25 protein-coding genes are annotated in these 21126 nt (G+C 66.9%); 4 read left to right on the forward strand and 21 right to left on the reverse strand.

Features of this window, described 5'->3' with window-relative positions; all coding sequences use genetic code 11:
* Window positions 1–9: 9 nt before the first annotated feature.
* On the reverse strand, window positions 10–1431 hold the full coding sequence (locus N1F91_RS09765; RefSeq protein ID WP_289991758.1) for a pyridoxal-dependent decarboxylase: 1422 nt from the start codon (window positions 1429–1431) through the stop codon (window positions 10–12).
* A 169-nt stretch (window positions 1432–1600) separates the two neighbouring features.
* Between N1F91_RS09765 and hpaR the strand changes: the two genes are divergently transcribed.
* Window positions 1601–2077 (forward strand): homoprotocatechuate degradation operon regulator HpaR, encoded by a 477-nt coding sequence (gene hpaR, locus N1F91_RS09770; protein ID WP_289991759.1) that lies wholly within the window; start codon window positions 1601–1603, stop codon window positions 2075–2077.
* Here hpaR and N1F91_RS09775 read toward each other — a convergent pair.
* The 5 genes from N1F91_RS09775 to N1F91_RS09795 form a co-directional block, all read right to left on the reverse strand.
* Window positions 2072–2803, reverse strand: a complete 732-nt coding sequence (locus N1F91_RS09775) for a proteasome-type protease (protein ID WP_289991760.1) — start codon at window positions 2801–2803, stop codon at window positions 2072–2074. The two genes, hpaR and N1F91_RS09775, sit on opposite strands and share 6 nt — an antisense overlap.
* A gap of 34 nt (window positions 2804–2837) precedes the next feature.
* Window positions 2838–3632 (reverse strand): transglutaminase family protein, encoded by a 795-nt coding sequence (locus N1F91_RS09780; RefSeq protein WP_289991761.1) that lies wholly within the window; start codon window positions 3630–3632, stop codon window positions 2838–2840.
* Between the two features lie 14 nt (window positions 3633–3646).
* The gene (locus N1F91_RS09785; RefSeq protein WP_289991762.1) at window positions 3647–4588 is read right to left on the reverse strand and encodes an alpha-E domain-containing protein; all 942 of its coding nucleotides are present in this window, start codon (window positions 4586–4588) and stop codon (window positions 3647–3649) included.
* Between the two features lie 165 nt (window positions 4589–4753).
* Complete coding sequence (locus N1F91_RS09790; RefSeq protein WP_289991763.1) at window positions 4754–5146, reverse strand: four helix bundle protein; 393 nt, start codon at window positions 5144–5146, stop codon at window positions 4754–4756.
* An 89-nt stretch (window positions 5147–5235) separates the two neighbouring features.
* Window positions 5236–6651 carry a circularly permuted type 2 ATP-grasp protein gene (locus N1F91_RS09795; RefSeq protein WP_289991764.1) on the reverse strand — a complete coding sequence of 472 codons (1416 nt, stop codon included), beginning with the start codon at window positions 6649–6651 and terminating at the stop codon, window positions 5236–5238.
* A gap of 260 nt (window positions 6652–6911) precedes the next feature.
* Here N1F91_RS09795 and N1F91_RS09800 point away from each other — a divergent pair, with 260 nt between their 5' ends.
* Window positions 6912–7331: a DUF4864 domain-containing protein gene (locus N1F91_RS09800; RefSeq protein ID WP_289991766.1), complete on the forward strand. Its 420-nt coding sequence runs from the start codon at window positions 6912–6914 to the stop codon at window positions 7329–7331.
* A 33-nt stretch (window positions 7332–7364) separates the two neighbouring features.
* On the opposite strand, the gene N1F91_RS09805 is transcribed toward N1F91_RS09800, so the two are convergent.
* The 7 genes from N1F91_RS09805 to coaD are packed head-to-tail and all read right to left on the reverse strand — an operon-like array spanning window position 7365 to window position 12214.
* On the reverse strand, window positions 7365–7787 hold the full coding sequence (locus tag N1F91_RS09805) for a DUF2177 family protein (protein WP_289991767.1): 423 nt from the start codon (window positions 7785–7787) through the stop codon (window positions 7365–7367).
* Between the two features lie 59 nt (window positions 7788–7846).
* Window positions 7847–8977, reverse strand: a complete 1131-nt coding sequence (tgt, locus tag N1F91_RS09810) for a tRNA guanosine(34) transglycosylase Tgt (RefSeq protein ID WP_289991768.1) — start codon at window positions 8975–8977, stop codon at window positions 7847–7849.
* A 23-nt stretch (window positions 8978–9000) separates the two neighbouring features.
* Entirely contained in the window at window positions 9001–10077 is a 1077-nt protein-coding gene (gene queA / locus N1F91_RS09815; protein ID WP_289991769.1) for a tRNA preQ1(34) S-adenosylmethionine ribosyltransferase-isomerase QueA, read from the reverse strand.
* Window positions 10078–10087: 10 nt separating this feature from the next.
* Window positions 10088–10537 carry a DMT family transporter gene (locus N1F91_RS09820; protein WP_289991772.1) on the reverse strand — a complete coding sequence of 150 codons (450 nt, stop codon included), beginning with the start codon at window positions 10535–10537 and terminating at the stop codon, window positions 10088–10090.
* A gap of 8 nt (window positions 10538–10545) precedes the next feature.
* Complete coding sequence (locus N1F91_RS09825) at window positions 10546–11055, reverse strand: peptidylprolyl isomerase (protein WP_289991773.1); 510 nt, start codon at window positions 11053–11055, stop codon at window positions 10546–10548.
* Between the two features lie 57 nt (window positions 11056–11112).
* Window positions 11113–11691, reverse strand: a complete 579-nt coding sequence (locus N1F91_RS09830; RefSeq protein WP_289991774.1) for a peptidylprolyl isomerase — start codon at window positions 11689–11691, stop codon at window positions 11113–11115.
* A gap of 22 nt (window positions 11692–11713) precedes the next feature.
* Window positions 11714–12214: a pantetheine-phosphate adenylyltransferase gene (gene coaD / locus N1F91_RS09835; protein ID WP_289991776.1), complete on the reverse strand. Its 501-nt coding sequence runs from the start codon at window positions 12212–12214 to the stop codon at window positions 11714–11716.
* Between the two features lie 285 nt (window positions 12215–12499).
* Here coaD and N1F91_RS09840 point away from each other — a divergent pair, with 285 nt between their 5' ends.
* Window positions 12500–13780, forward strand: a complete 1281-nt coding sequence (locus tag N1F91_RS09840) for a D-alanyl-D-alanine carboxypeptidase family protein (protein WP_289991777.1) — start codon at window positions 12500–12502, stop codon at window positions 13778–13780.
* A 69-nt stretch (window positions 13781–13849) separates the two neighbouring features.
* On the opposite strand, the gene N1F91_RS09845 is transcribed toward N1F91_RS09840, so the two are convergent.
* From N1F91_RS09845 to N1F91_RS09870, 6 genes are all read right to left on the reverse strand, one after another.
* On the reverse strand, window positions 13850–14545 hold the full coding sequence (locus tag N1F91_RS09845; RefSeq protein WP_289991779.1) for a DnaJ domain-containing protein: 696 nt from the start codon (window positions 14543–14545) through the stop codon (window positions 13850–13852).
* On the reverse strand, window positions 14542–15327 hold the full coding sequence (locus tag N1F91_RS09850; RefSeq protein WP_289991780.1) for a VWA domain-containing protein: 786 nt from the start codon (window positions 15325–15327) through the stop codon (window positions 14542–14544). The genes N1F91_RS09845 and N1F91_RS09850 overlap by 4 nt, the downstream gene beginning before the upstream one ends.
* A 29-nt stretch (window positions 15328–15356) precedes the next feature.
* Entirely contained in the window at window positions 15357–16280 is a 924-nt protein-coding gene (locus tag N1F91_RS09855) for a division plane positioning ATPase MipZ (protein WP_289991781.1), read from the reverse strand.
* A 110-nt stretch (window positions 16281–16390) separates the two neighbouring features.
* On the reverse strand, window positions 16391–16828 hold the full coding sequence (locus N1F91_RS09860) for a DUF1489 family protein (protein WP_289991782.1): 438 nt from the start codon (window positions 16826–16828) through the stop codon (window positions 16391–16393).
* 75 nt (window positions 16829–16903) lie between these two features.
* Window positions 16904–18304 (reverse strand): L-serine ammonia-lyase, encoded by a 1401-nt coding sequence (locus N1F91_RS09865; RefSeq protein ID WP_289991783.1) that lies wholly within the window; start codon window positions 18302–18304, stop codon window positions 16904–16906.
* Between the two features lie 184 nt (window positions 18305–18488).
* Window positions 18489–18617, reverse strand: a complete 129-nt coding sequence (locus N1F91_RS09870; RefSeq protein ID WP_289991784.1) for a hypothetical protein — start codon at window positions 18615–18617, stop codon at window positions 18489–18491.
* Between the two features lie 282 nt (window positions 18618–18899).
* Here N1F91_RS09870 and N1F91_RS09875 point away from each other — a divergent pair, with 282 nt between their 5' ends.
* The gene (locus N1F91_RS09875; protein ID WP_289991786.1) at window positions 18900–19589 is read left to right on the forward strand and encodes a DUF599 family protein; all 690 of its coding nucleotides are present in this window, start codon (window positions 18900–18902) and stop codon (window positions 19587–19589) included.
* Here N1F91_RS09875 and N1F91_RS09880 read toward each other — a convergent pair.
* Together N1F91_RS09880 and N1F91_RS09885 are read right to left on the reverse strand one after the other, a co-directional pair.
* Window positions 19579–20400, reverse strand: coding sequence for a YdcF family protein (locus N1F91_RS09880; RefSeq protein WP_289991787.1), 822 nt, complete (start codon window positions 20398–20400; stop codon window positions 19579–19581). The two genes, N1F91_RS09875 and N1F91_RS09880, sit on opposite strands and share 11 nt — an antisense overlap.
* Window positions 20401–20445: 45 nt before the next feature.
* A complete protein-coding gene (locus N1F91_RS09885) occupies window positions 20446–21081 on the reverse strand; it encodes a hypothetical protein (RefSeq protein WP_289991788.1) in 636 nt (211 codons plus the stop codon).
* Between the last annotated feature and the right edge of the window lie 45 nt (window positions 21082–21126).

The raw sequence follows: 21126 nt of genomic DNA on the forward strand, positions 1-21126 counted from the left end.
GGGCCGCCCTCACCCCCCGGCCGACATCTCCCGCGCCGCCGACAGGATCGCGTCGAACGCCTCGGCGATATCCGCCTCCGTCGCGTCGAACTGGCCGGCCTGGAAGCGGATCGCCACGGCGCCGTCCACCCGTGTCTGGGTGAGGTAGATCCGACCGGCGTCGTTGATGCGGTTGACGAGGTCGATGTTGTGCCGGTCGAGGTCGGCAGCGCCCTTGGGGCAATGCCGGAAACTGAACAGCGACAGCATCGGCTCCGTCACCAGTTCGAACTCCGGCTCGCTGCCGATCCGGCGGGCCAGGCCCTGCGCCCACGCGACGTGGTTGCGGATCATCCCGCGCAGTCCCTCCAGCCCGTGCGCCCGCATCAGGAACCAGAGCTTCAGCGCGCGGAACCGGCGGCCGAGCGGGACGGTCCATTCGGAATAGTTGATCAGGCCGTCCTTGCCGTGCGTCTTGAGATATTCCGGCTGGATCGCCAGCGTTCGGACCAGGCTGTCGGGATCGCGCAGGAAATGCGTCGAGCAGTCGAACTGCGCGCCCAGCCACTTGTGCGGGTTCAGCACGACCGAATCGGCCTCCTCGACGCCCTTCCAGAAGGTGCGGAACTCCGGGCAGATCATCGCCGAGCCGGCCCAGGCGGCGTCGACATGGACGTAGAGCCCGTGGCGTTTGGCCACCGCACAGATGGCTCCGAGATCGTCGGTGGCCCCGACGCTCGTTCCGCCCACGCAGGCGATGACGCCTGCAGGCAGATGGCCGGCGGCCACGTCGGCCTCGATGGCGCGTTCGAGCGCCTCGGCGTCCATGCGGCGCGACGCGCCCTCGGTCGGGATGCGCACCAGGTTCTCCTGGCCGACACCGGAGACCCAGATGGCGCGGTCGATCGAGGTATGGACCTGGTCGGACGAGTAAATCCTGATCCGCTTCTGTCCGGGAAGGCCATGGCTGTTGCCCTTCCAGTCGAGCGCGCGCTCGCGCATGACCAGGACCGCCGACAGCGTCGCCGACGAGGCCGAGTCCTGGATCACGCCGACGAAGCCGTCCGGCAGGCCCAGCGCCTGGCGCAGCCAGTCGAGCACCTTCGTTTCGAGTTCGGTGGCGGCAGGCGAGGTCTGCCAGAGCATGCACTGCGCGGCCATCGCCGTGACCAGATACTCCGCCACGACGGAGACGGGTGCCGCGTTGGCCGGGAAATAGGCGAAGAAGCGGGGATGCTGCCAGTGCGTCATGCCCGGCACGATGGTGGTCTCGAAGTCGGCGAAGATCGCTTCCATCGCCTCCGGCGTCTCCGGCGGCGCTGCGGGGATGGCCGAAGCGATCTGTCCCGGAACGGTCTGGGCCCGCACGGGGCGGTCGCGCAGGCTCTCGCGATAGTCCGCGCCCCATTCCGCCGCCTTCACCGACCACTGCCGGAACGCTTCGCTGTCCATGTCGTCTCCCCGCTGCCAATGCTCGGATTACCTACCGCGCGGCAGGCGCGGCTGTCACCCGAAAGTGCGCGCTGGGCCATTTCCCATCCGCAGGACGATCGTCTATGCCTTTGTGGGACACGGCGCCGCATCGTCCGCGGCGGGATGGCAGGAGAGCGCGACCCGACGGATGAAACCCTCCCGATCGAACTGCCCCGACGATCTCCTGATCCCGCGCGACACCAACCGCTCGCTGCCGATCGCCCTCCTGCGCGCCCGCGAAGCGGTCATGTCGCATTTCAGGCCGCTGCTCGCCGCGCACGACATCACCGAGCAGCAGTGGCGCGTGGTGCGCACGCTGGGCGAATCCGGCGCCCTCGACGCGACCGAACTCGCCGCACGCGCCTGTCTGCTTGCACCGAGCCTCACCCGCATCGTCCGGACGCTGGAAGACCGCGGCTTCGTCACCCGTGAACGCGACGCGACCGATGCGCGGCGCGCCGTCATCCGGATCACGACGAAGGGACTGGACTTCATCCGCGAGGTCACGCCGGCCAGCCGGGCGATTTACGCGGAGATGGAAGCGAAGCTCGGTCGCGAGCGGATCGAGGCGCTGCTCGACATGCTGCAGGACCTCAACGGGCTCGGCGCCGGCAACGGTTCATGACATGGAGAAGTCGGGCAGGCTGCCGAAGGCCGTCCGCAGCGCGTTCGACCATCCGTCCGAGATCGTCCTGAAATAGGGATCGTCGTTGGTGATCCGCTTCTGGAAACCGATCTCGAAGCTGTCGCGCTCGTAGAACAGCATGTCGAGCGGCATGCCGACCGACAGGTTCGACTTGAGCGTCGAATCGAACGACACCATCAACAGCTTGGCCGCTTCCTCGAAGCTCATCTTCCGGTCATAGGCGCGGATCAGGATCGGCTTGCCGTACTTGGCCTCGCCGATCTGGAAGAAGGGCGTGTCCGAACCGGCCTCGATGAAATTTCCCTCCGGGTAGATCATGAAGAGCCTGGGCTCCGAGCCCTTGATCTGCCCGCCGAGAATGAAGGAGGCACCGAAGGCGTCCTGGCTCTGCCCCGCAGGCGCCGAACTGGCGATCACCTCCTTGACCAGATTGCCCACCACGCGGGCGGTCTGGAACATGGACGGCGTCTCGAGCAGCGACGGCATGCGCTCCGACGGCGCCTTCGAACGCTCGTCGAGCAGGCTGACCACCGCCTGTGTCGTCGCCAGGTTGCCGGCAGCCAGGAGCACGATGACGCGCTCGCCCGACTTGGACCAGGTGAACATCTTTCTGAACGTCGAAATGCTGTCGATACCCGCGTTCGTCCGGGTATCGGACATGAACGCAAGTCCGTGATCGAACTTGATGCCAACGCAATAGGTCATGATAGCGAATCGGCCCGATTTCCCCCGGGCGTCACTACTGCTCGACGGTGACGGAGACCGCAAGCCGTTCCTCGCCGCTGCCATGACGGATTCCCGAGACTGGCACGGCGTCGCGATAGTCGCGTCCGGTCGCAAGCCGCACATAGCGGTCGTCGGGGCACATGTCGTTGGAGGGGTCGAAGCCGACCCAGCCGAGCTGCGAGACATGGGCTTCCGCCCAGGCATGGCTCGCGGCCTCCTCGGGCGCGTCGCCGGAGTAGAGATAGCCGCTGATGTAGCGTGCCGGGAAGCCGAGCGCACGGGCGGCGGAAACGAACACGTGGGCGTGATCCTGGCAGACGCCCGACTTCCGCTGCAGCGCCTCCTCCGCATCGGTGGCGGAATCGGTCGTTCCCTTGACGTAGGCGATCTGCGACGCGACCGTCGCCATCAGCGCGTGGAGGCGTTCCAGTTCGCTGTCCGCGTCGATCGAGGCGACGAGAGCCGCCACACCCTCGCCGGGCATGGTCAGCGGTGTCGGCGCCTTGAACAGCCACAGCGGCGCAAAGCCGCGGTGGAGGCCGGTGACGCCCGTGGTGTCGACGACGTCCACTTCGCCGCGCACCTCGACCACGATGGCGTGCGGACCGCCCTCGGCGCTGATCAGGATGGTCTCGTTGCCGAACTGGTCGACGAAGCGCACCTCCTCGCGCGCGCCCTCGATGGCAAGCGACCACGAGCGCACGGTCTGGGCGCCGCCGCTGTAGGGCGTCAGGCGCAGCCGCTGCAGCGCATAGCCGAGCGGCGCCTCGTAGCTATACTCTGTCCGATGGATGATCTTGAGCCGCATGGGTCCTTCCGGCTTCAGTAGAAGCGGTAGTTCTGGGCGATCTCGTTGCCCAGGCGGTTGTTGTCGCCGATGAAGTCGGTCAGGAACTCGTGCAGCCCCTGGTCGAAGATGTCCTTGACCGCGCTCACCTTGAGCCTGCCCAGGATCGCCTCGGCGGTGTCCTGGCAGGGGTGGCGAACGCCGTACTCGCTGGCCAGGAAACCCAGGCTCTCGGCGATGTTGCGATAGCAGAAGGCCAGCGAGCGCGGCATGCGGCCGTTGAGGATGAGGTAGTCGGCGATCAGCGTCGGCTTGTACTCCGCGTCGTAGACCCAGCGGTAGGACCGGTGCGCCGACACCGAACGCAGGATCGATTCCCACTGGTAGTTGTCGAGCGTCGAGCCAACCCACGAGACCGAGGGCAGGAGCACGTAGTACTTCACGTCGAGGATGCGGGCGGTGTTGTCGGCCCGCTCCACGAAGGCGCCGATCTGCGAGAAGTCGAAGATCTCGTTGCGCAGCATGGTGCCGTGGAAGGCGCCGCGGATCAGCGCCGTCTCGCGCTTGATGGCGTCGAGCACCTTGGGCAGGTCGCGGCCGTCGATGGGCTGCGCCAGCATCCGCTTCATCGACATCCACGCCTCGTTGAGGCTCTCCCAGGTCTCGCGCGTCAGCGCCGTGCGCACCATGCGGCCGTTGTTGCGCGCCGTCTCCATCACCGACATCACGCTGCCGGGATTGGACGTGTCGCGCAGCAGGAAGTCCGACACGTTCTCGGCGGTGAAATCGGTGTGGCGCTCCTTGAAGGCGATCGAGGCGCCGGCACTCGCCACGATCGAAGCCCATTCCTCGCTCGGATCGGCGCTGCGCGTCAGCGCCAGCCGCAACCCCGCATCCACCAGCCGCGCCGTGTTCTCGCTGCGCTCGATGTAGCGGTTCATCCAGTAGAGGCCGTTGGCGGTGCGTCCGAGGAGCATGTCAGGCGGTCTCGCGATTCGCTGCTGCGGCGTTGGTCGAAGAGTGAGTGGTGAGTAGTGAGTAGTGAGTGGGGACAGGACCGGTGCCGCGTCCGTTCTCATCCGAGGAAGGAAAAGCAGCCGCGGAACGGCATTTGGAGACGAGGTCGTATTCGACTGGACTGGTCATCGTTCATCTTTTCTCTGAAGGCTTCGGATCATGCTCCGCAGCATTCGTCCTGTCTCATCGGCCTTCCCGAGAAGCGGCTCGCTTGTCGGGATGCTCAGGTAGTCAAGGCGGCCAGCTAGAATCACATGAGTCTCGAGTTCCTTCAGCGACCCCTGGGCGATGCGAAGGAACTGTATGAATGAGGCGCGACCATCGCGGCCGTAGCCCTCAGCAATGTTGGCGGGCACTGAGGCTGCGGCCCGGCGGATCTGGCTTGTCAATCCATAGACCTCTTCTCGGGGCAGTGACTTGGTCGCGGCGCAACAGGCCACCGCCAGTTCGATAGCGTATTGCCAAACAACGAGATCGCGATAGGTCCCGATTTCAAGTTTGCGCTCCGCACCCTCCATTGTTGCAGTCCCCTCCAACGACGTGGCGCCAACCCGACTTCAGAGCCCCAATCACTACTCACTACTCACTACGCACTCCCCACCACGCACTAGTCATCCAACACCCACGTATCCTTCGTCCCGCCGCCCTGCGAGGAGTTCACCACCAGCGAGCCTTCCTTCAGCGCCACGCGGGTCAGGCCGCCGGGCACGATCTGGATCTTGTCGGAAACGAGCACGAAGGGACGCAGGTCGACGTGGCGCGGCGACAGGCCGGCTTCGGTGAGGATCGGACAGGTCGAGAGCGACAGGGTCGGCTGGGCGATGTAGTTCTTCGGCCGCGCCTTGAGCTTGGCCGCGAAGGCCTCGCGCTCCTTCTTCGACGCCGCCGGCCCCACCAGCATGCCGTAGCCGCCCGAGCCGTGCACCTCCTTCACGACCAGTTCCTCGAGATGCTCCAGCACGTATTTGAGGCTGTCCTCCTCCGAGCAGCGCCAAGTCGGCACGTTGCCGAGCAGCGCCTTGCGGCCGGTGTAGAACTCCACGATCTCGGGCATGTAGGAATAGATCGCCTTGTCGTCGGAAATGCCGGTGCCAGGCGCATTGGCGATGGTGATGTTGCCGGCGCGGTAGACGTCCATGATCCCGGCGATGCCGAGCGCGGAATCCGGCCGGAAGGTCAGCGGATCGAGGAAATCGTCGTCGACGCGCCGGTAGAGCACGTCGATCTCCTTGTATCCCTCGGTCGTGCGCATCGCCACGCGACCGTCCACGACGCGCAGGTCCGAGCCCTCGACGAGCTCGACGCCCATCTGGTCGGCCAGGAAGGCGTGCTCGAAATAGGCCGAGTTGTAGATGCCGGGCGTCAGCACCGCCACGCGCGGCACGTCCTTGCGGCAGCCGTTCGGCCGCACCCGCGACAGCGACTGGCGCAGCAGCTGCGGATAGTTCTCGACCGGCCGCACCTTGACCTGCTGGAACAGCTCGGGGAAGAGCTGCATCATCGTCTCGCGGTTCTCCAGCATGTAGGAGACGCCCGACGGCGTGCGGGCATTGTCCTCCAGCACGTAGAACTCGTCCTCGCCGGTGCGCACGATGTCCACGCCGATGATGTGGGTGTAGACGCCGCCCGGCGGCTTCACGCCGATCATCTCGGGCAGGAAGGCCTCGTTGCCGGCGATCAGTTCCTTGGGAATACGCCCGGCGCGCAGGATCTCCTGGCGGTGGTAGATGTCGTCCAGGAAAGCGTTCAGCGCGACGACGCGCTGCTCGATGCCTTGCGTCAGCCGGCGCCACTCGCGGCCCGAGATGATGCGCGGCACGATGTCGAACGGGATCAGCCGTTCGGCGGCCTCCGTCTCGCCATAGACGTTGAAGGTGATGCCCGTCTTGCGGAAGACACGCTCGGCGTCCCCCGTCTTCTCGGTCAGTCGCGCCTTGTCCTGCGACTGCAGCCAACCGTCATAACCCTGGTACGGATCTCGCACGGTCGAACCGTCCGGCCGCATCTCGTCGAACGCTGTCACTGAGATACTCCCCTATGACGACCATTTCAGAGTGTTCGCCTGCGGAAATCAAGCGCAATCGCCCGTAAGCGCCTGTGAAAGGGACGATTTCCGGCGTTTGCCGAACAAAGCGGCAATTTGCCTCCGCGACTGCATTTTCGATGCGCAGCGATATCTTGCCGGGGTCGAACTCCGGACGGCATGAAACCGGAATCGCAACGGCACCGTATCTGCTATCGTCCGCGTCAGGCGGATTGCCGTGGCCACAGGAGGTTATCGCCATGCCGAGACTGATCGCCGTCGCCGCCCTCGGCGCCTTCCTCGCATCGGTGCCGGCTCAGGCCGGCGAAGCCGAGGTGAAGGCGGCGCAGGGCGTGATCCAGAACCAGTTCGAGGCCTTCCTCGCCGACGACGCGGCGCGCGCCTATTCCTTCGCCGCACCCAACATCAAGCGCTACTTCCCCACCGAGCAGTCCTTCATGTCGATGGTGGAGAGCGGCTACATGCCGGTGCGCCGCCCGCAGAGCTACGCCTTCGGCAAGTCGCAGGAGACGAGCTCGACCGCGATCATCCAGCAGGTGCTGCTGGTCGGGCCGGACGGCAAGACCTACGAGGCTGTCTATACGCTGGAGATGCAGCCGGACGGCTCGTGGCTGATCACCGGCGTCAGCATGCGCGCGTCGAACGCGCTCAGTACCTGAGCGACGAAGGCGTTCAGCACCTGACGCAGAGACCTACCCGGCCGAGGGCTGCGGCAGCAGCCCGAAAGCCTTCATCGCGAAGAGCGTGCCGGCGGCCACCGTGGCGCTCAGCACCGTTCCCCAGACGACGTCGACGACCGCGACGACGGGGTCGTAACCCTTGAGCACCGCGAGGTTGGTCGCGTCGTAGGTCAGGTAGCAGAAGAAGCCGAACAGGGCGCCGTTCAGCGCTGCCGCAAGAACGCTGTCCTGCGCCATGCCGACGCTGATCGCGAAGTAGACCAGGCCGCCGACATAGGCGAGATAGAAGACGGCGGCCACGCCCCAGCGCGGGTGGTCGAGCATGAGTTCGCCCATGCGCGAGGCGTAGAACCCGCGGGCCACGATGCCGAGCCAGATCGCGTCGATGATCAGGAAGATGACGACCGCGATGCCGTAGGCGGTGACGTATTTCATGGCGGGCTTCCTCCTCGCGGGGACCGCGACGCATGCGCGGTTCGGAAGCTGTTACGCAGTCAGAGCGCCGGGAGATCACCCTTTGCCCAAAGCTCCGCTGTCTCCGCCGCGAAATCGGCCATCCGGCCTGCCGAGATCGCCTCGCGGATGCCCTGCATCAGGCTCTGGTAATAGGCGAGGTTGTTCCAGGTGAGCAGCATGCCCGCCAGCGCCTCCTGCGACCGCACGAGGTGATGCAGGTAGGCGCGCGAATAGTCGCGGGCGGCCGGGCAGTCGCTTTCCTCGTCGAGCGGGCGGTGGTCTTCGGCGTGTCGGGCGTTGCGCAGGTTGATCTTGCCCCGCCGCGTGTAGGCGAGACCGTGCCGGCCGGCCCGGGTCGGCATCACGCAGTCGAACATGTCGACACCGCGCATCACCGACTTGACGATGTCGTCGGGCGTGCCGACGCCCATCAGGTAGCGCGGCTTCTCCGCCGGCAGCACCGGACAGGCGACGTCGAGCATGTCGAGCATCACCGCCTGCGGCTCGCCGACGGCAAGCCCGCCGACGGCATAGCCCTTGAGGTCCATTGCCTTGAGGGCAGAGGCAGAACGCTCGCGCAGCGCAGCAATATCGCCCCCCTGCACGATGCCGAACATCGCCTTGCCTGGCTGTTCGCCGAAAGCCACCTTGCAGCGGTCGGCCCAGCGCAGCGACAGTTCCATCGCGCGTTCGATCTCGGCGGGCTCGGCCGGCAGCGCCACGCATTCGTCGAGCTGCATCTGGATGTCCGAATCGAGCAGGCCCTGGATTTCGATCGAGCGTTCCGGCGTCATCTCGTAGGCGGCGCCGTCGACATGCGACTTGAAGGTGACGCCCTTCTCGGTGAGCTTCCTCAGCTGCGCCAGCGACATCACCTGGAAGCCACCCGAATCCGTCAGGATCGGATGCGGCCAGCGGGCGAATTCGTGCAGGCCGCCAAGCCGCGCCATGCGCTCGGCGCCCGGCCGCAGCATCAGGTGGTAGGTGTTGCCGAGGATGATGTCGGAGCCCAGCGCCCGGACCTGGTCGAGATACATGGCCTTGACCGTGCCGGCCGTGCCGACCGGCATGAAGGCCGGCGTGCGCACCACGCCGCGCGGCATCGAAATCTCGCCGCGGCGCGCCTTGCCGTCGGTCGCGAGCACGCGGAAGGTGAACTGGTCAGTCATGGGGTGGTCCCGGGTCGCCGATGTCAGTCGTCAGCGCGCAACAACAGCGATGCATCGCCATAGGAATAGAAGCGGTAGCCGCTGGCGATCGCATGGGCATAGGACGCGCGCATCGTCTCAAGGCCGCTGAAGGCCGAGACCAGCATGTACAGCGTCGAGCGCGGCAGGTGGAAATTGGTCATCAGCGCATCGACCGTGCGGAAGCGGTAGCCCGGCGTGATGAAGATCGAGGTGGCGTCCGACCAGGCGGTCAGCGTGCCGTCGGCGGCCGCAGCGCTCTCGAGCAGCCGCAGCGAGGTGGTGCCGACGGCGACGACGCGCCCGCCACGCGCCCGCACGGCGTTCAGCGCGTCTGCCGTCGCCTGGTTCACGTGGCCGATCTCGGCGTGCATCCTGTGGTCGGCGGTGTCGTCGGCCTTGACCGGCAGGAAGGTACCGGCCCCGACATGCAGCGTCACGAAGTGCCGCTCGATGCCCATGGCGTCCAGTTTCGCGAAAAGGTCGGGCGTGAAGTGCAGGCCGGCCGTCGGCGCCGCCACGGCCCCCTCTTCCCGCGCGTAGATGGTCTGATAGTCGACGAGGTCGCGCGCGTCCTGCGCCCGCTTCGAGGCGATGTAGGGCGGCAGCGGCATGTGCCCGACGGCATGCAGCGCCTCGTCGAGCAGCGGGCCGGCAAGATCGAAGACGAGCAGGGCCTCGCCCGCCTCCCCCTTCTCGGCCACCGTCGCTTCCAGCGCCCCCAGCATGCAGGCATTGCCGTCATGACCGAAGACGATCCTGTCGCCAGCAGCCACGCGCTTGGCCGGGCGCAGGAAGGCCTTCCAGCGGTCTGCGCCGACGCGCATGTGCAGCGTCGCGTCGACATGCGCCACCGCCTCGCCGCGCCGCCGCGTGCCCGACAACTGCGCCGGGATCACCCGCGTGTCGTTGAAGACCAGCGCGTCGCCGGGCCGGAGAAACGCCGGCAGGTCGCGCACGATGGCGTCTTCAACCCCTTCGCCCGGCCGCACGACGAGCAGGCGCGCGCTGTCGCGCGGCTCGGTCGGCCTGAGCGCGATGTTGCCCTCGGGCAGTTCGAAATCGAAGAGATCGACCCTCATCGGCGGCCACTCAGAACCGTCGGATCATCAGCGCGCCGGCGATCAGCAGCACCGCACCGGCGATACGGCCGAGCGTCAGTTCGCGCACGGCGACGCCGAGCAGGCCGACGCGGTCGATCAGCAGGCCCGCCAGCAATTGTCCGGCGACGACGAAGGCGATCAGCGCCGCGGCACCGAGCTTGGGCACCAGCACCACGACGCAGGTCACGTAGAACCCGCCGAGACAGCCGCCGACGACGAAGAGCCAAAGCGCCGGCGCGCGGAAATCGATCGCCGTGCCGTTCATCTTCGCCCAGCCTGCCGAAACGAGGCCGAGCACGATCGCCCCCGACAGGAAGGAGAAGGCCGCGGCCGCGACCGGCTGGCCGAGGCCGCGCGCAAGCGCGGAATTGACGGGCGCCTGCAGGGCGAGTGCCGCCCCGGCGATCATGCCGACGAAAGGCCAGATCACGCCCGCCATGGAGCGCATCACGCGTCGGCCGCGACTTTCATCGAGACGATCTTGTCGGGATCCTGCACCGGCTCGCCGCGCTTGATCTTGTCGACGTTCTCCATGCCTTCGATGACCTGGCCCCAGACCGTGTACTGGCGGTTGAGGAAGCCGGCATCGCCAAAGCAGATGAAGAACTGCGAGTTGGCCGAATTCGGGTTCTGGGCGCGCGCCATCGAGCAGGTGCCGCGGGCGTGGTTCATGTTGGAGAACTCCGCCTTCAGGTCGGGCTTGTCGGAGCCGCCCATGCCGGCACGCGCCGGATTGAACGATGCGCCGCCGGATTTGCCGAACTTCACGTCGCCGGTCTGGGCCATGAAGCCCTCGATGACGCGGTGGAACACCACGCCGTCATAGGCGCCTTCGCGGGCGAGTTCCTTGATCCGGCCGACATGGCCGGGCGCCAGGTCTGGAAACAGCTCGATGACGACGCTGCCCTTGGTCGTCTCCATGAGGAGAGTGTTTTCCGGATCCTTGATTTCAGCCATTTCTGGGCTCCCTTCGTTTGAGTTTCCTGCGGCGCGGCTTTCCTGCCGTTCGCCTGCTTACTGCGGGTCTGACGCGATGCGCGCGTCGATGATCCGGTCGGGGTCCTGGACGACGCCGTTGGCGGCACGTTCGCCGCGCTTGATCGCATCCACGGCATCCATGCCGCTCTCCACCTCGCCGACCACGGTGTAGCCGCCGTCGAGGTTCGGTGCGGGCGCGAACATGATGAAGAACTGCGAATTGGCCGAATTCGGATCCTGCGCCCTCGCCATGCCGACGATGCCGCGCAGGAACGGGGTTCGCGAGAACTCCGCCGGAAGATCGGGCAGCGACGACCCGCCGGTGCCGGCGCGGCGGGCGTTGAAGCCGTCCGCCATGTCGCCGAACTCCACGTCGCCGGTCTGGGCCATGAAGCCGTCGATGACGCGGTGGAAGGCGACGTTGTCGTAGGCGCCCTCGCGCACCAGCGTCTTGATCCGCTCGACGTGCTTGGGCGCAAGGTCGGGCCGCAGCGCGATCGTCACGTCGCCGTCCTTCAGCGTCAGGATCAGCGTGTTCTCCGGTTCGGCGGCGGCTGCCGAAAAGACGAGACCCGCCGATATGAGGCAGGCCGAGGCCAGCTGTTTGAGCAGCATTGCGTTTTCTCCCTGGAAACTGTCAGGCCTTGAACTTGGCGGCCAGTGCCAGTGCGACGGCCGCCGGGACGAAGGGGCGGATTTCGCCGCCCATCGCCGCGATCTGCCTGACGAGTGTGGCGGTAATGGTTCTGACCGAGGGACTGGCTGGAATGAACACGGTCTGCAGCTCCGGCGCCATGGTCTCGTTCATGCCGGCCATCTGCATCTCGTAGTCGAGGTCGGTCCCGTCGCGCAGCCCGCGGATCATGATCGTCGCACCATTGGCGCGCGCGGCGTCGATCAGCAGGCCGGAGAAGGAGATGATGCGCACCCGCCCCTCCTGCGCCCCGAGTTCGATGGAAGCCACCTCCTCGACCAGCGCCACGCGCTCCTCGAAGGTGAAGACCGGTGTCTTGCCGTGCTGGATGCCGATGGCCACGATGATCTCGTCGGCCACCGCCAGCGCGCCCTTCAGGACGTCCAGGTGCCCGTTGGTCAGCGGATCGAAGGACCCGGCATAGATGGCGACGCGCTTGCTCATTCCCGGCTTCTAGAGCGCCGGCGTCCCGATGGCAATCGCCACGGCATTCCATGTCCCGCTTGACGTTGCGTGACGACCCAAACGCTAAAACTCGAACCGAATGGTCATGGATCCGGCAACATTCCGGTTACCTTAAACGGATTGGTAACGACGTCGGCCTACCGTCTGACCCCATGTCGTGGCGGCACGCGTGCCGCTGAAAATCGAACAACAAGAATTCGAAGGTGCAACGTGCGTCAGTCGAACGGTATCCCCAGAACCCTTCTCGCCGCTCCCAAATTCCTCATGATCCTGGCTATCGCGGCCATCACGGCCCTGTCGTCCGCGCCGGCCCGCGCCGCCGACTATGCCGGCATCGTGATCGACGCCAACACCGGCAGGACCCTCTACGAATCCTCCGCCGATTCCGCCCGCTATCCGGCGTCGCTCACCAAGATGATGACCCTCTACATGGTGTTCGAGGCGCTCGACGCCGGGCGCATCCGCAAGGATAGCCGCGTCCCCTTCTCGGCGCATGCCGCCGCCCAGCCGCCCACGAAGATCGGCGTCCGCGCCGGCAATTCGGTGACGGTCGAGACCATCATCTACTCGCTGGTCACCAAGTCGGCCAATGATGCCGCAGCGGCGGTGGGCGAGCTTCTCGGCGGGACCGAGTCCGGCTTCGCCCGGCAGATGACGGCCAAGGCACGCCAGCTCGGCATGTCCAACACCACGTTCCGCAATGCGTCGGGCCTTCCGGATGCGAGCCAGAAGACGACCGCCCGCGACATGGCCATCCTCGGCATCGCGCTTCGCGAGCATTTCCCGCACCACTACGACTATTTTTCCACGCGTTCCTTCACCTTGGGCAAGGCCCGCATGCCCAACCACAACAAGCTGCTCGGACGCGTCAAGGGCGTGGACGGCATCAAGACCGGCTACATCCGCGCCTCCGGCTTCAACCTGGTCTCCTCCGTCAAGACCGACGGGCGCAGCATCGTCGCCGTCGTGATCGGCGGCCGCACCGGTGCCAGCCGCGACGCGCAGATGACCAAGCTCATCCGCGACTATCTGCCCAAGGCTTCCACCCGCCGGAGCGGTCCGCTGATCGCGCGCCGCGCGATCCAGCCGGGCGCCCCGGTTGCGACTGCGGCCGTCTCGCTGCCGAAGACGGCCATCCCCACCCCCGACTTCCGGCCGGACGGCGAGGAAGTGGAGGTCGCCGCCTATGCGCCCGAGCCAGCGGCGCGGGCAGCCGCAGAGGTCGCCGAAGCCGCGATCGAGAAAGTCACGCCCGCCGCCGGTGTCGATCCGATCCGCACGGCCTCGATCATCAGCCAGGGCGGCTGGGTCGTCCAGGTGGCGTCGACACCGTCGAAGGAACAGGCGATGGCCGTGCTCGACGCGACGAGCTCGCGCGCCGGCACCATCCTGGCAGGCGCCCTGCCCTTCACCGAGCTCTTCGAGCTCAAGGGCAATGTCTACCACCGCGCACGCTTCGGCGGGTTCTCGACCAAGACGGCGGCGTTCGATGCCTGTTCGGCGCTCAAGCGAAAGAAGATCGACTGCTACGCGGTGCAGCAGTGACGTGACGCAACCGACCGCGGGGCCTTTCCGGCCCCGGTCTCCCGGTAATGTTTTCGAGTCGACGGAGAATTAGTCATGACCATTCAGCAGAACGTCCTTGGCCTCGTTGATACGCGCCGCAAGAAAGGACGAGCCGCCGAGGTCGGGGTGCACGCGCTGCATCAGGCGGCGATGCGCCTTGCGGATGTCCGCCGTACTGGCGCCCGCTTCAAGACCAAGGACCTGGTAGGCCTCCTGCTCAGTCATGGCGCCCGTGCCTGGAGGGCCTCCCTTCCCCCCGCCAACGTGCGCGTCCATGCCGTCACGCCAACCGGGGAAGCGGCCGTCAAGATAAGCTTCCAGAAGTTGTAGGCTGTCGGCCTCGCCTTCGAGCTCCCGGTAGAGCGCGACGAGATCGTCGCGCGAGAGACTGGCGAGCTGGCGACCTTCGAACCGGCCGGCCAGCACGATGCCGGCGAGTGCGCCGCTGTCGTGGTCGAGTTCCATCTCGAGTGCTGCGGTGCGGACGGTCGAGCGCTTGCCGGGGGTCGGCTGCGCCGCGCGCCGTCTCTGTCCCGACAGATACCAGGCCGCAGCACCCGAAAACGCCGCCCCGGCCAGGCCGACCCGGCCGAATGCGAGCAGCCCCAGGCCGGCGAGGCCGAGCAGGGCTGGACCGGCGAGCCCGAGAGTCCTCGCCACCGTCGCCGCATCCGCCCGCACGAAGGCAACAGTGAGCAGGAAGACGACGACCAGCACCGCTGTCGCGTAGAACATGAAGGTCATTGCCCGGCCCCGCCGTGACCCTTTCCGCCGAGATGCTCGATAAGGAGCCGGTCACTGGCACTGCCGCGGGCCTCGAGCGCCTTCAGACCGCCGGTGGCGAAGACGGCGATGGACGACAGCAGGCGGGCAAGCGTCGCAGCCGATTGCTGGTCGAACCGGAACCATGCGCCCCTGGACAGCCGGGCGATCTCGCGGAACGCCGTCTCCACCGCACCGTCCCGTCCCTCCTGGAAGATGAACAACGGCACGCCGCGCAGGCCGAGCTGGCCGGCCTTGTCGGCGAGGTCGTCGACGTTCTCCTCCATCGCGTCGCCGATGTAGACCAGCGCGTCGATCTTCTCGCGCTCGTTCTCCTTCAGCGCATGCGCCAGCACCTTGTCGATCTGCGTGTGGCCGCCCCGGCAGTCGATCTTCGTCATCAGCCGGGTGAGTTCGCCGGTGTCGTTCACGAACCTCGAGGCCCGGCATTCGCCGAAGCCGCGGAAATAGACCAGCTGGACGTTGAGCGCGGTGCGGCCGACCGCTTCGAACATCTCGCCCTGAAGGCGGCACGCCAGATCCCAGGTGGGCTGGCGGCTCATCGTGGCGTCGAGCGCCAGCACGAGCCGACCCTTTGCCGTCGCGCCTTTCATGGCGCCAAGCGCGCGCACGTGACGCACGAATGCGTCGACGTCGCTGCCCGCTGCGGTCGTGCCCTCCCCGGGCGCGAGCGGATTGTCGGTCTTCTGAAGCCGTTTGTCGCTCATGGCGATGAAGATGTGGCGCTGCGTGCCGCGATGCAAGCCCCGGCGAGGTCGCGCCGGCAGCGCAGTCACTTGGCGAAGATGTCGGGCAGCTGGAGCGGGCGCCCGGCGGTTTCCACGAACTGGCGACGGAGATCGGCGCGCCTTTTGCCCGCCACGTCGGTTGGAAGACGCAGCGCCGTGATCAGCTGGCGGATTTCCTGGCGCGCCGCCAGATGCGACAGCGTCGGCCGCGTGCCGAGGACGTGCTCCTCGAAATCGTCGAGCGCCGTGAGGCCGATCGGGAAGAACTCGCGGAAGATGACCCGTTCGGAAATGCCGTCGGCGATCCGGAAGCCGAGCTTCGCCGACAGGTTCTTCAGGCAGGAATCGATCTTGCGCTCGTTGCGGGAAGCGATGCTGGCCATGCGGTTGCGAACCACCACCCAGTCGAGGATGGAATTGTCCGCGCGCCGCCGCTCGCGCCGCGCCTCGCGAACCGCGTTGGCATATTGCGACGTCTCCAGAATCTCGTTGCTGAGCGGATCGACGCGGGCAAGCACGTCGAAATCGATGAAACTGTCGTTCATCGGCGTCACCAGCGTATCGGCGATCCGGTGGGCGAGCCGGTTGAGAAAGGTGTCGGATCCGGGCGTGTCGATGACGACGAAGTCGTGGCTGTTCTCGATCTCGGCCAGCCCGTCGGTCAGGCGGCGGAACTCCTCGCTCTCGGCAGCCGAGACCGTCTCCTTGTAGGCGGGCGGAACATGGAAATGGTGCGGCACCGGAAGCGTCAGGCGCGCCTTGGCGGCCCAGCGGCGGCGATTCTCGAAGTAGCGGGTCAGGGTGAGCTGGCGACCATCGAGATCGATGGTCGCGACCGAATGGCCCGAGCGCTGGAGGGCAATGGCGATATGCGCGGCCGTGGTCGACTTGCCCGAGCCGCCCTTCTCGTTGCCGCAAACGATGACGTGAGCGCTTTCGCGCTTTCGTCCTTCCGTGGGACCGGTCAATCCCGTCACTAACATGGTTTCGCCACCCGCACGCCCGGCGAAAGAATGCCCTCATTCGCCGGTTGGCACAAGCCGATCAAATGTTTAACGGACTTCGGTCGACGGCGCGGTCAGAGCAGCCCGAGATCGGCAAGTTCGCGCCGCAGCTCGGTCGGAAGCGCCGCCCAGCCGGCTCGGCCCGTGCCCAGGTCGGCGGGGGCGTCGGCGGGCGTCAGGTAGCGCCAGCCCTGGAAGGCGCGGCGCGGCTGCCACTCGGTCGGCACCACTTTCTGGTCGAGCACGAGGTGGCACCGGCCGATGCCGTCCGTATCGACGAAGGGACGGATATCGACCAGCCGCTGCCGGCACTGGACGTTGCCCTTGATCACCCAGTAGAGCGATCCGCCATCGAGCAGCTCTTCGACGCGCTTCGGCACCATCCGCGTTGTATGGAACTGCTCCGGCGTCTCGCCCGCCTTGCGCATCTCGCCCAGCCGGAACGCGATCCAGGTCTCCAGGTCCTCGATGCTCTCGGCACCGACGCAGAGCTTGATCATGTTGAGCGACATGGCCGCAGGTGTAGCGCGCCGGACCGCCCGGTCAATCGGCGTCGCCGGTTCTCCACAGGGCCCGGTGTCGCGGCGCTAGCACTCCACCACGTTGACCGCGAGTCCGCCGAGGCTCGTCTCCTTGTATTTCTCGCTCATGTCGAGGCCGGTCTGGCGCATCGTCTCGATGGCGGCGTCGAGCGGCACGAAGTGCTTGCCGTCGCCCTTGATGGCGAGCGAGGCGGCCGTCACGGCCTTCACGGCGCCGAGCGCGTTGCGCTCGATGCAGGGCACCTGAACCAGCCCGCCGACCGGGTCGCAGGTCATGCCGAGATGGTGCTCGAGCGCGATCTCGGCGGCGTTCTCGATCTGCTCTGGCGTGCCGCCCATCACCGCGGCGAGACCGGCGGCTGCCATCGCCGAGGCCGAGCCGACCTCGCCCTGGCAGCCGACCTCGGCACCCGAGATCGAGGCATTGTGCTTGATGATCCCGCCCACCGCCGCTGCCGTCAGGAGGAAGGTGCGGATGTCCTCCTGGCCGGCGTCCGGAAAGAAATGCGTCCAATAGCGGATCACGGCCGGAACCACCCCGGCGGCGCCGTTCGTCGGCGCCGTCACCACCCGGCCGCCTGCCGCGTTCTCCTCGTTCACCGCCATGGCGTAGACCGACAGCCAGTCGTTGGCGAGCAGCGGGTTCGGCCGGTTCTCCTTCCAGTCGTTCTGCATGCGCTCGTTCAGCATCCTGGCTCGGCGCCGCACCTTCAGCCCGCCGGGCATGATGCCCTCCTGCGACAGCCCGCGGTCGATGCAGGAGCGCATCGCCTGCCAGATCGCGTCCAGCCGTTCGTCCAGTTCGGCCGGGCTCGACTGGGTCTCCTCGTTGGCGCGCTTCATCTCGGCGATCGAGAGCCCGCTTTCCGCCGCCATCTCCAGCATCTCGGCCGCATTGCGGAACGGATAGGGCACGGCCGGGCCGGCCTCCGGCTCACTGCGCGACTGCATCCGCTGCAGTTCCTCGTCGGAGACGACGAAGCCGCCGCCGATCGAGAAGTAGATGCGGCGCAGCAGCATCCGGTCGTCGGCATCGAGGGCGTTGAAGGCCATCCCGTTGGCGTGGCCGGGAAGCGGCGTCTTGCGGTCCATGACGAGGTCGACGGTCGGATCGAAGCGATAGGCCGGATGTCCCTGCGGATGGACGTGCCTGTCCGTGGCGACGGCCGCCAGCACCGCATCCACCCCGTCCGGGTCGACAGTGGTTGGCGTCAGGCCGGCGAGGCCGAGCACGACCGCGCGGTCGGTGCCATGGCCGATGCCGGTGAAGGCGAGCGACCCGTGCAGGCTCACGCTGATGCGCGCCACCCTGGCGCCTGCGGGACGCGGCCAGTCGCCCGTGGCGATCTCGTCCAGGAAGCGCGCAGCCGCCGTCATCGGCCCCATCGTGTGGGAGCTCGACGGGCCGATGCCGATCTTGAAGAGGTCGAAGACGGAAAGGAACACGGGCAGGCCTCCAGGAAGCGATCAATGTTTCGACTGTTCGCGCCAGCTTTGCTGCGCGGCGGCCGACGTCGGCTGATCCTGCCGCGACATCGCGGGACGGCCGATCCCGGTCGGCGTCTCCTGGAAATGCGAAGGGCGCGGCAGTGATGCCGCGCCCCCGAATTCCGTCTGCGACTGGCAGTTCTCAGCTCGAAGCGAGAACCGTTGCGTGCTCGGCGCCGCCGACCAGCCATGCCAGAAGAATGAGACCCGCAAAACCCACGATCGCCTTGGCGGTGACGCCCCAGCACGATTTCGGTACCGAATTGTCCATGATCTTCCGTATTGATGATTGCCCCGGAGCGTTTCAACGCGTGACAGGAACGCTCCAATTCACGCCCTCCCTGTAATGCGTCGGCTTCCTGTTCGCAACTGCAAAAAGCGGCATTCTGGCGGCATCGCGGGGCGAAGCTACTCGCCCCGGACGTGTCGCACCAATCCGATCAAGGGTTTAGTCACCAATTTCCGTCAACGGTATTTAAATCGTTTTGTCCAAATCATGGCAGCGGACGGAAGCCTGCTCCCGTCGCCCCGGCGAGGAGGATATGCTGGACCGATGGACATCGATTCCTTCCACTGGACCGACGCCTCGGCGCTCGCCGTCTTCATCCTGCTCTGGGTCCTGTTCTCGCAGGCCACGTCCGGCCGCTTCTTCAAGCGCAAGTCGTTGACGCAGCTGATGAATGCGCACCGCGAGGCGTGGATGCGCACGATGGCGCGGCGCGAGCTGCGCATGATCGACACCGGCATCATGACCGGCCTGCAGCAGGGGACGGCCTTCTTCGCCTCCAGCGCACTGCTGGCGCTCGGCGGCTGCTTTGCGCTGCTGCAGTCGTCGGACGCCGTGCTCATGCTGCTCGCCGACCTGCCGCTCGCCGGCGCACCCGACCGCGCCGTCTACGAGGTCAAGGTGCTCGGCCTGATGACGGTGCTGGCCTATGCCTTCTTCAAGTTCGGCTGGGCCTACCGCCTGTTCAACTACTGCTCCATCCTGATCGGGGCGGTGCCGATGACCAGGGACGCCGAAGAGGACCTCCTCGACGCCGCTGTCGTCCGCGCGGCCCGCATGAACGTTATCGCCGGCGGCCACTTCAATTCCGGGCTGCGGGGGCTTTTCTTCTCGATCGGCTATCTCGGCTGGTTCATCGGCCCGGCGGTGCTGGTGATGACGACGCTGCTCGTGCTCGTCGTCCTCGTGCGCCGGCAGTTCTTTTCCACCGCCCGCACCGCCCTCATCACGGTTTGACCGGGCGGTCCTGCTCGTCCGGCGCGGGCAGCAGGACGTCGATCCTGCCCGTCAGCCGGTATGCCGCCAGGCCGATCCACTCGCGGATCGCCAGCGCCGTGTTCTGCATCGAATCGAAGGCATTGTCCTGCGCGAGCCCCGGCCTTTCGGCGCCCGACGTCCGATAGTCCGCCGGCCACGGCACCACCGGGAACTCCGCCTTGCGGAACAGGCCCACCGAACGCGGCATGTGGAAGGCCGAGGTCACGAGCAGCCAGGTCTCGCCCGGCTGCGGATCGGCCAGCCGCTTCGAGAAGATGGCGTTCTCCTGCGTGTTGCGCGCCTCGTTGTCGATGAGCAGTCGGCTGCGGTCGACGCCCAGAGCCATAAGCAGCCGCGGCGCCGTCTCGCCGTCCCCCTCGCCGGCCAGCATCAGCGCCCCGGTCCCGCCCGAGACCAGCACCTTGGCCTCCGGGTACCGCAGCGCGAGCGCCGCCGCTTCGACGAAGCGGTCCCCGGAAGCATTCAGCTCGTAGCCACCGCGCACGCGGTTGATCCCGCCCTCGAAGCCGCCGCCCAGCACGACGATGCCGTCGATACGCTCCGGAAGCGTCGCCGGACGCTGGAATCGCTCCTCCAGCGGATGCAGCATGAGCGCGCCCGCCGTCGTCCAGCCGGAGATCGCCAGTATGAGGAAGCCCAGACCGCCCGCTGTCGCGGCAAGGCGCCGCCAGCCGGAAAGAACCAGCAGGACCGTGGCGAGCGCCAGGATCGTCGCCAGGGACAGCGGATTGGCGACCATCCAGAAAATCTTGGAAGCAAGGAAGAACACGGGAATCGCCTCTTTCAGTCGAACGCGGTGGTGCGGCGGAAGAGCTCAGCTCCGAACCGGCTGCGAGGCGCCGTCCTGCGCATCCGCTTCGCCGTCCGCGGCGGGCGCCGGCCGGTGCCGTTCGACGAAGTCCCGCATCAGGCTCACCACCCGCCCGGTCTCCTCCTCGTCGAGCTCGATGCCGAAAGACTGCGGCTTGCCATCGACGAAGAAGCGCACGGCACCGCCCGACAGGATGCCCTGGGCGCGATGAGTTCCGAGCTGGTGCGCGAAGCCGATGTCGCCAACCTGGTCGACGCGATACACCTTGCGCCTGGTCAGCCGGCCGAAGCCGCGCTCGACGACGATGCCGCCGCCTTCGATCAGGAACAGCTTCTCCACCCCGACGAGATTCCACGCCACGACCGCCAGGACGGCAAGGCCGCCGAGCGTCCACGCCGTGGCCCAGACGAGCAGGAACAGGTCGATCGCCAGTGGCGTACCCGGTCGCAGAATCTCGGACAGCGCGAACCATTCGCCCGCCGACCAGCCGCAGAGCCAGACCAGCATGAAGACGACCAGACCGAATTTCCGCCGCGTCGGATTGTAGACGCCGATGCCATCCGCCGTCTTCCGCACGGTGATGCGCCAAGGCACCCCGTCGCGCCGCTCGCGCCCGATGTCCAACTCCGTGGCCTTCATCAATCTTCCCGCCGCCGTCTCGGCACAGGCTAGCAACCGGTACGG

It is taken from the genome of Aquibium sp. ELW1220, from assembly GCF_030398385.1.
Classification (GTDB): Bacteria; Pseudomonadota; Alphaproteobacteria; order Rhizobiales; family Rhizobiaceae; genus Aquibium.

What these genes read in the sequence shown, in the direction of transcription:
- N1F91_RS09765 (WP_289991758.1), bottom strand. Translation starts at nt 1,431, where the DNA reads ATGGACAGCGAAGCGTTCCGGCAGTGGTCGGTGAAGGCGGCGGAATGG.
- hpaR (WP_289991759.1), top strand. Translation starts at nt 1,601, where the DNA reads ATGAAACCCTCCCGATCGAACTGCCCCGACGATCTCCTGATCCCGCGC.
- N1F91_RS09775 (WP_289991760.1), bottom strand. Translation starts at nt 2,803, where the DNA reads ATGACCTATTGCGTTGGCATCAAGTTCGATCACGGACTTGCGTTCATG.
- N1F91_RS09780 (WP_289991761.1), bottom strand. Translation starts at nt 3,632, where the DNA reads ATGCGGCTCAAGATCATCCATCGGACAGAGTATAGCTACGAGGCGCCG.
- N1F91_RS09785 (WP_289991762.1), bottom strand. Translation starts at nt 4,588, where the DNA reads ATGCTCCTCGGACGCACCGCCAACGGCCTCTACTGGATGAACCGCTAC.
- N1F91_RS09790 (WP_289991763.1), bottom strand. Translation starts at nt 5,146, where the DNA reads ATGGAGGGTGCGGAGCGCAAACTTGAAATCGGGACCTATCGCGATCTC.
- N1F91_RS09800 (WP_289991766.1), top strand. Translation starts at nt 6,912, where the DNA reads ATGCCGAGACTGATCGCCGTCGCCGCCCTCGGCGCCTTCCTCGCATCG.
- N1F91_RS09805 (WP_289991767.1), bottom strand. Translation starts at nt 7,787, where the DNA reads ATGAAATACGTCACCGCCTACGGCATCGCGGTCGTCATCTTCCTGATC.
- tgt (WP_289991768.1), bottom strand. Translation starts at nt 8,977, where the DNA reads ATGACTGACCAGTTCACCTTCCGCGTGCTCGCGACCGACGGCAAGGCG.
- queA (WP_289991769.1), bottom strand. Translation starts at nt 10,077, where the DNA reads ATGAGGGTCGATCTCTTCGATTTCGAACTGCCCGAGGGCAACATCGCG.
- N1F91_RS09820 (WP_289991772.1), bottom strand. Translation starts at nt 10,537, where the DNA reads ATGGCGGGCGTGATCTGGCCTTTCGTCGGCATGATCGCCGGGGCGGCA.
- N1F91_RS09825 (WP_289991773.1), bottom strand. Translation starts at nt 11,055, where the DNA reads ATGGCTGAAATCAAGGATCCGGAAAACACTCTCCTCATGGAGACGACC.
- N1F91_RS09830 (WP_289991774.1), bottom strand. Translation starts at nt 11,691, where the DNA reads ATGCTGCTCAAACAGCTGGCCTCGGCCTGCCTCATATCGGCGGGTCTC.
- coaD (WP_289991776.1), bottom strand. Translation starts at nt 12,214, where the DNA reads ATGAGCAAGCGCGTCGCCATCTATGCCGGGTCCTTCGATCCGCTGACC.
- N1F91_RS09840 (WP_289991777.1), top strand. Translation starts at nt 12,500, where the DNA reads ATGATCCTGGCTATCGCGGCCATCACGGCCCTGTCGTCCGCGCCGGCC.
- N1F91_RS09845 (WP_289991779.1), bottom strand. Translation starts at nt 14,545, where the DNA reads ATGACCTTCATGTTCTACGCGACAGCGGTGCTGGTCGTCGTCTTCCTG.
- N1F91_RS09860 (WP_289991782.1), bottom strand. Translation starts at nt 16,828, where the DNA reads ATGTCGCTCAACATGATCAAGCTCTGCGTCGGTGCCGAGAGCATCGAG.
- N1F91_RS09870 (WP_289991784.1), bottom strand. Translation starts at nt 18,617, where the DNA reads ATGGACAATTCGGTACCGAAATCGTGCTGGGGCGTCACCGCCAAGGCG.
- N1F91_RS09875 (WP_289991786.1), top strand. Translation starts at nt 18,900, where the DNA reads ATGGACATCGATTCCTTCCACTGGACCGACGCCTCGGCGCTCGCCGTC.
- N1F91_RS09885 (WP_289991788.1), bottom strand. Translation starts at nt 21,081, where the DNA reads ATGAAGGCCACGGAGTTGGACATCGGGCGCGAGCGGCGCGACGGGGTG.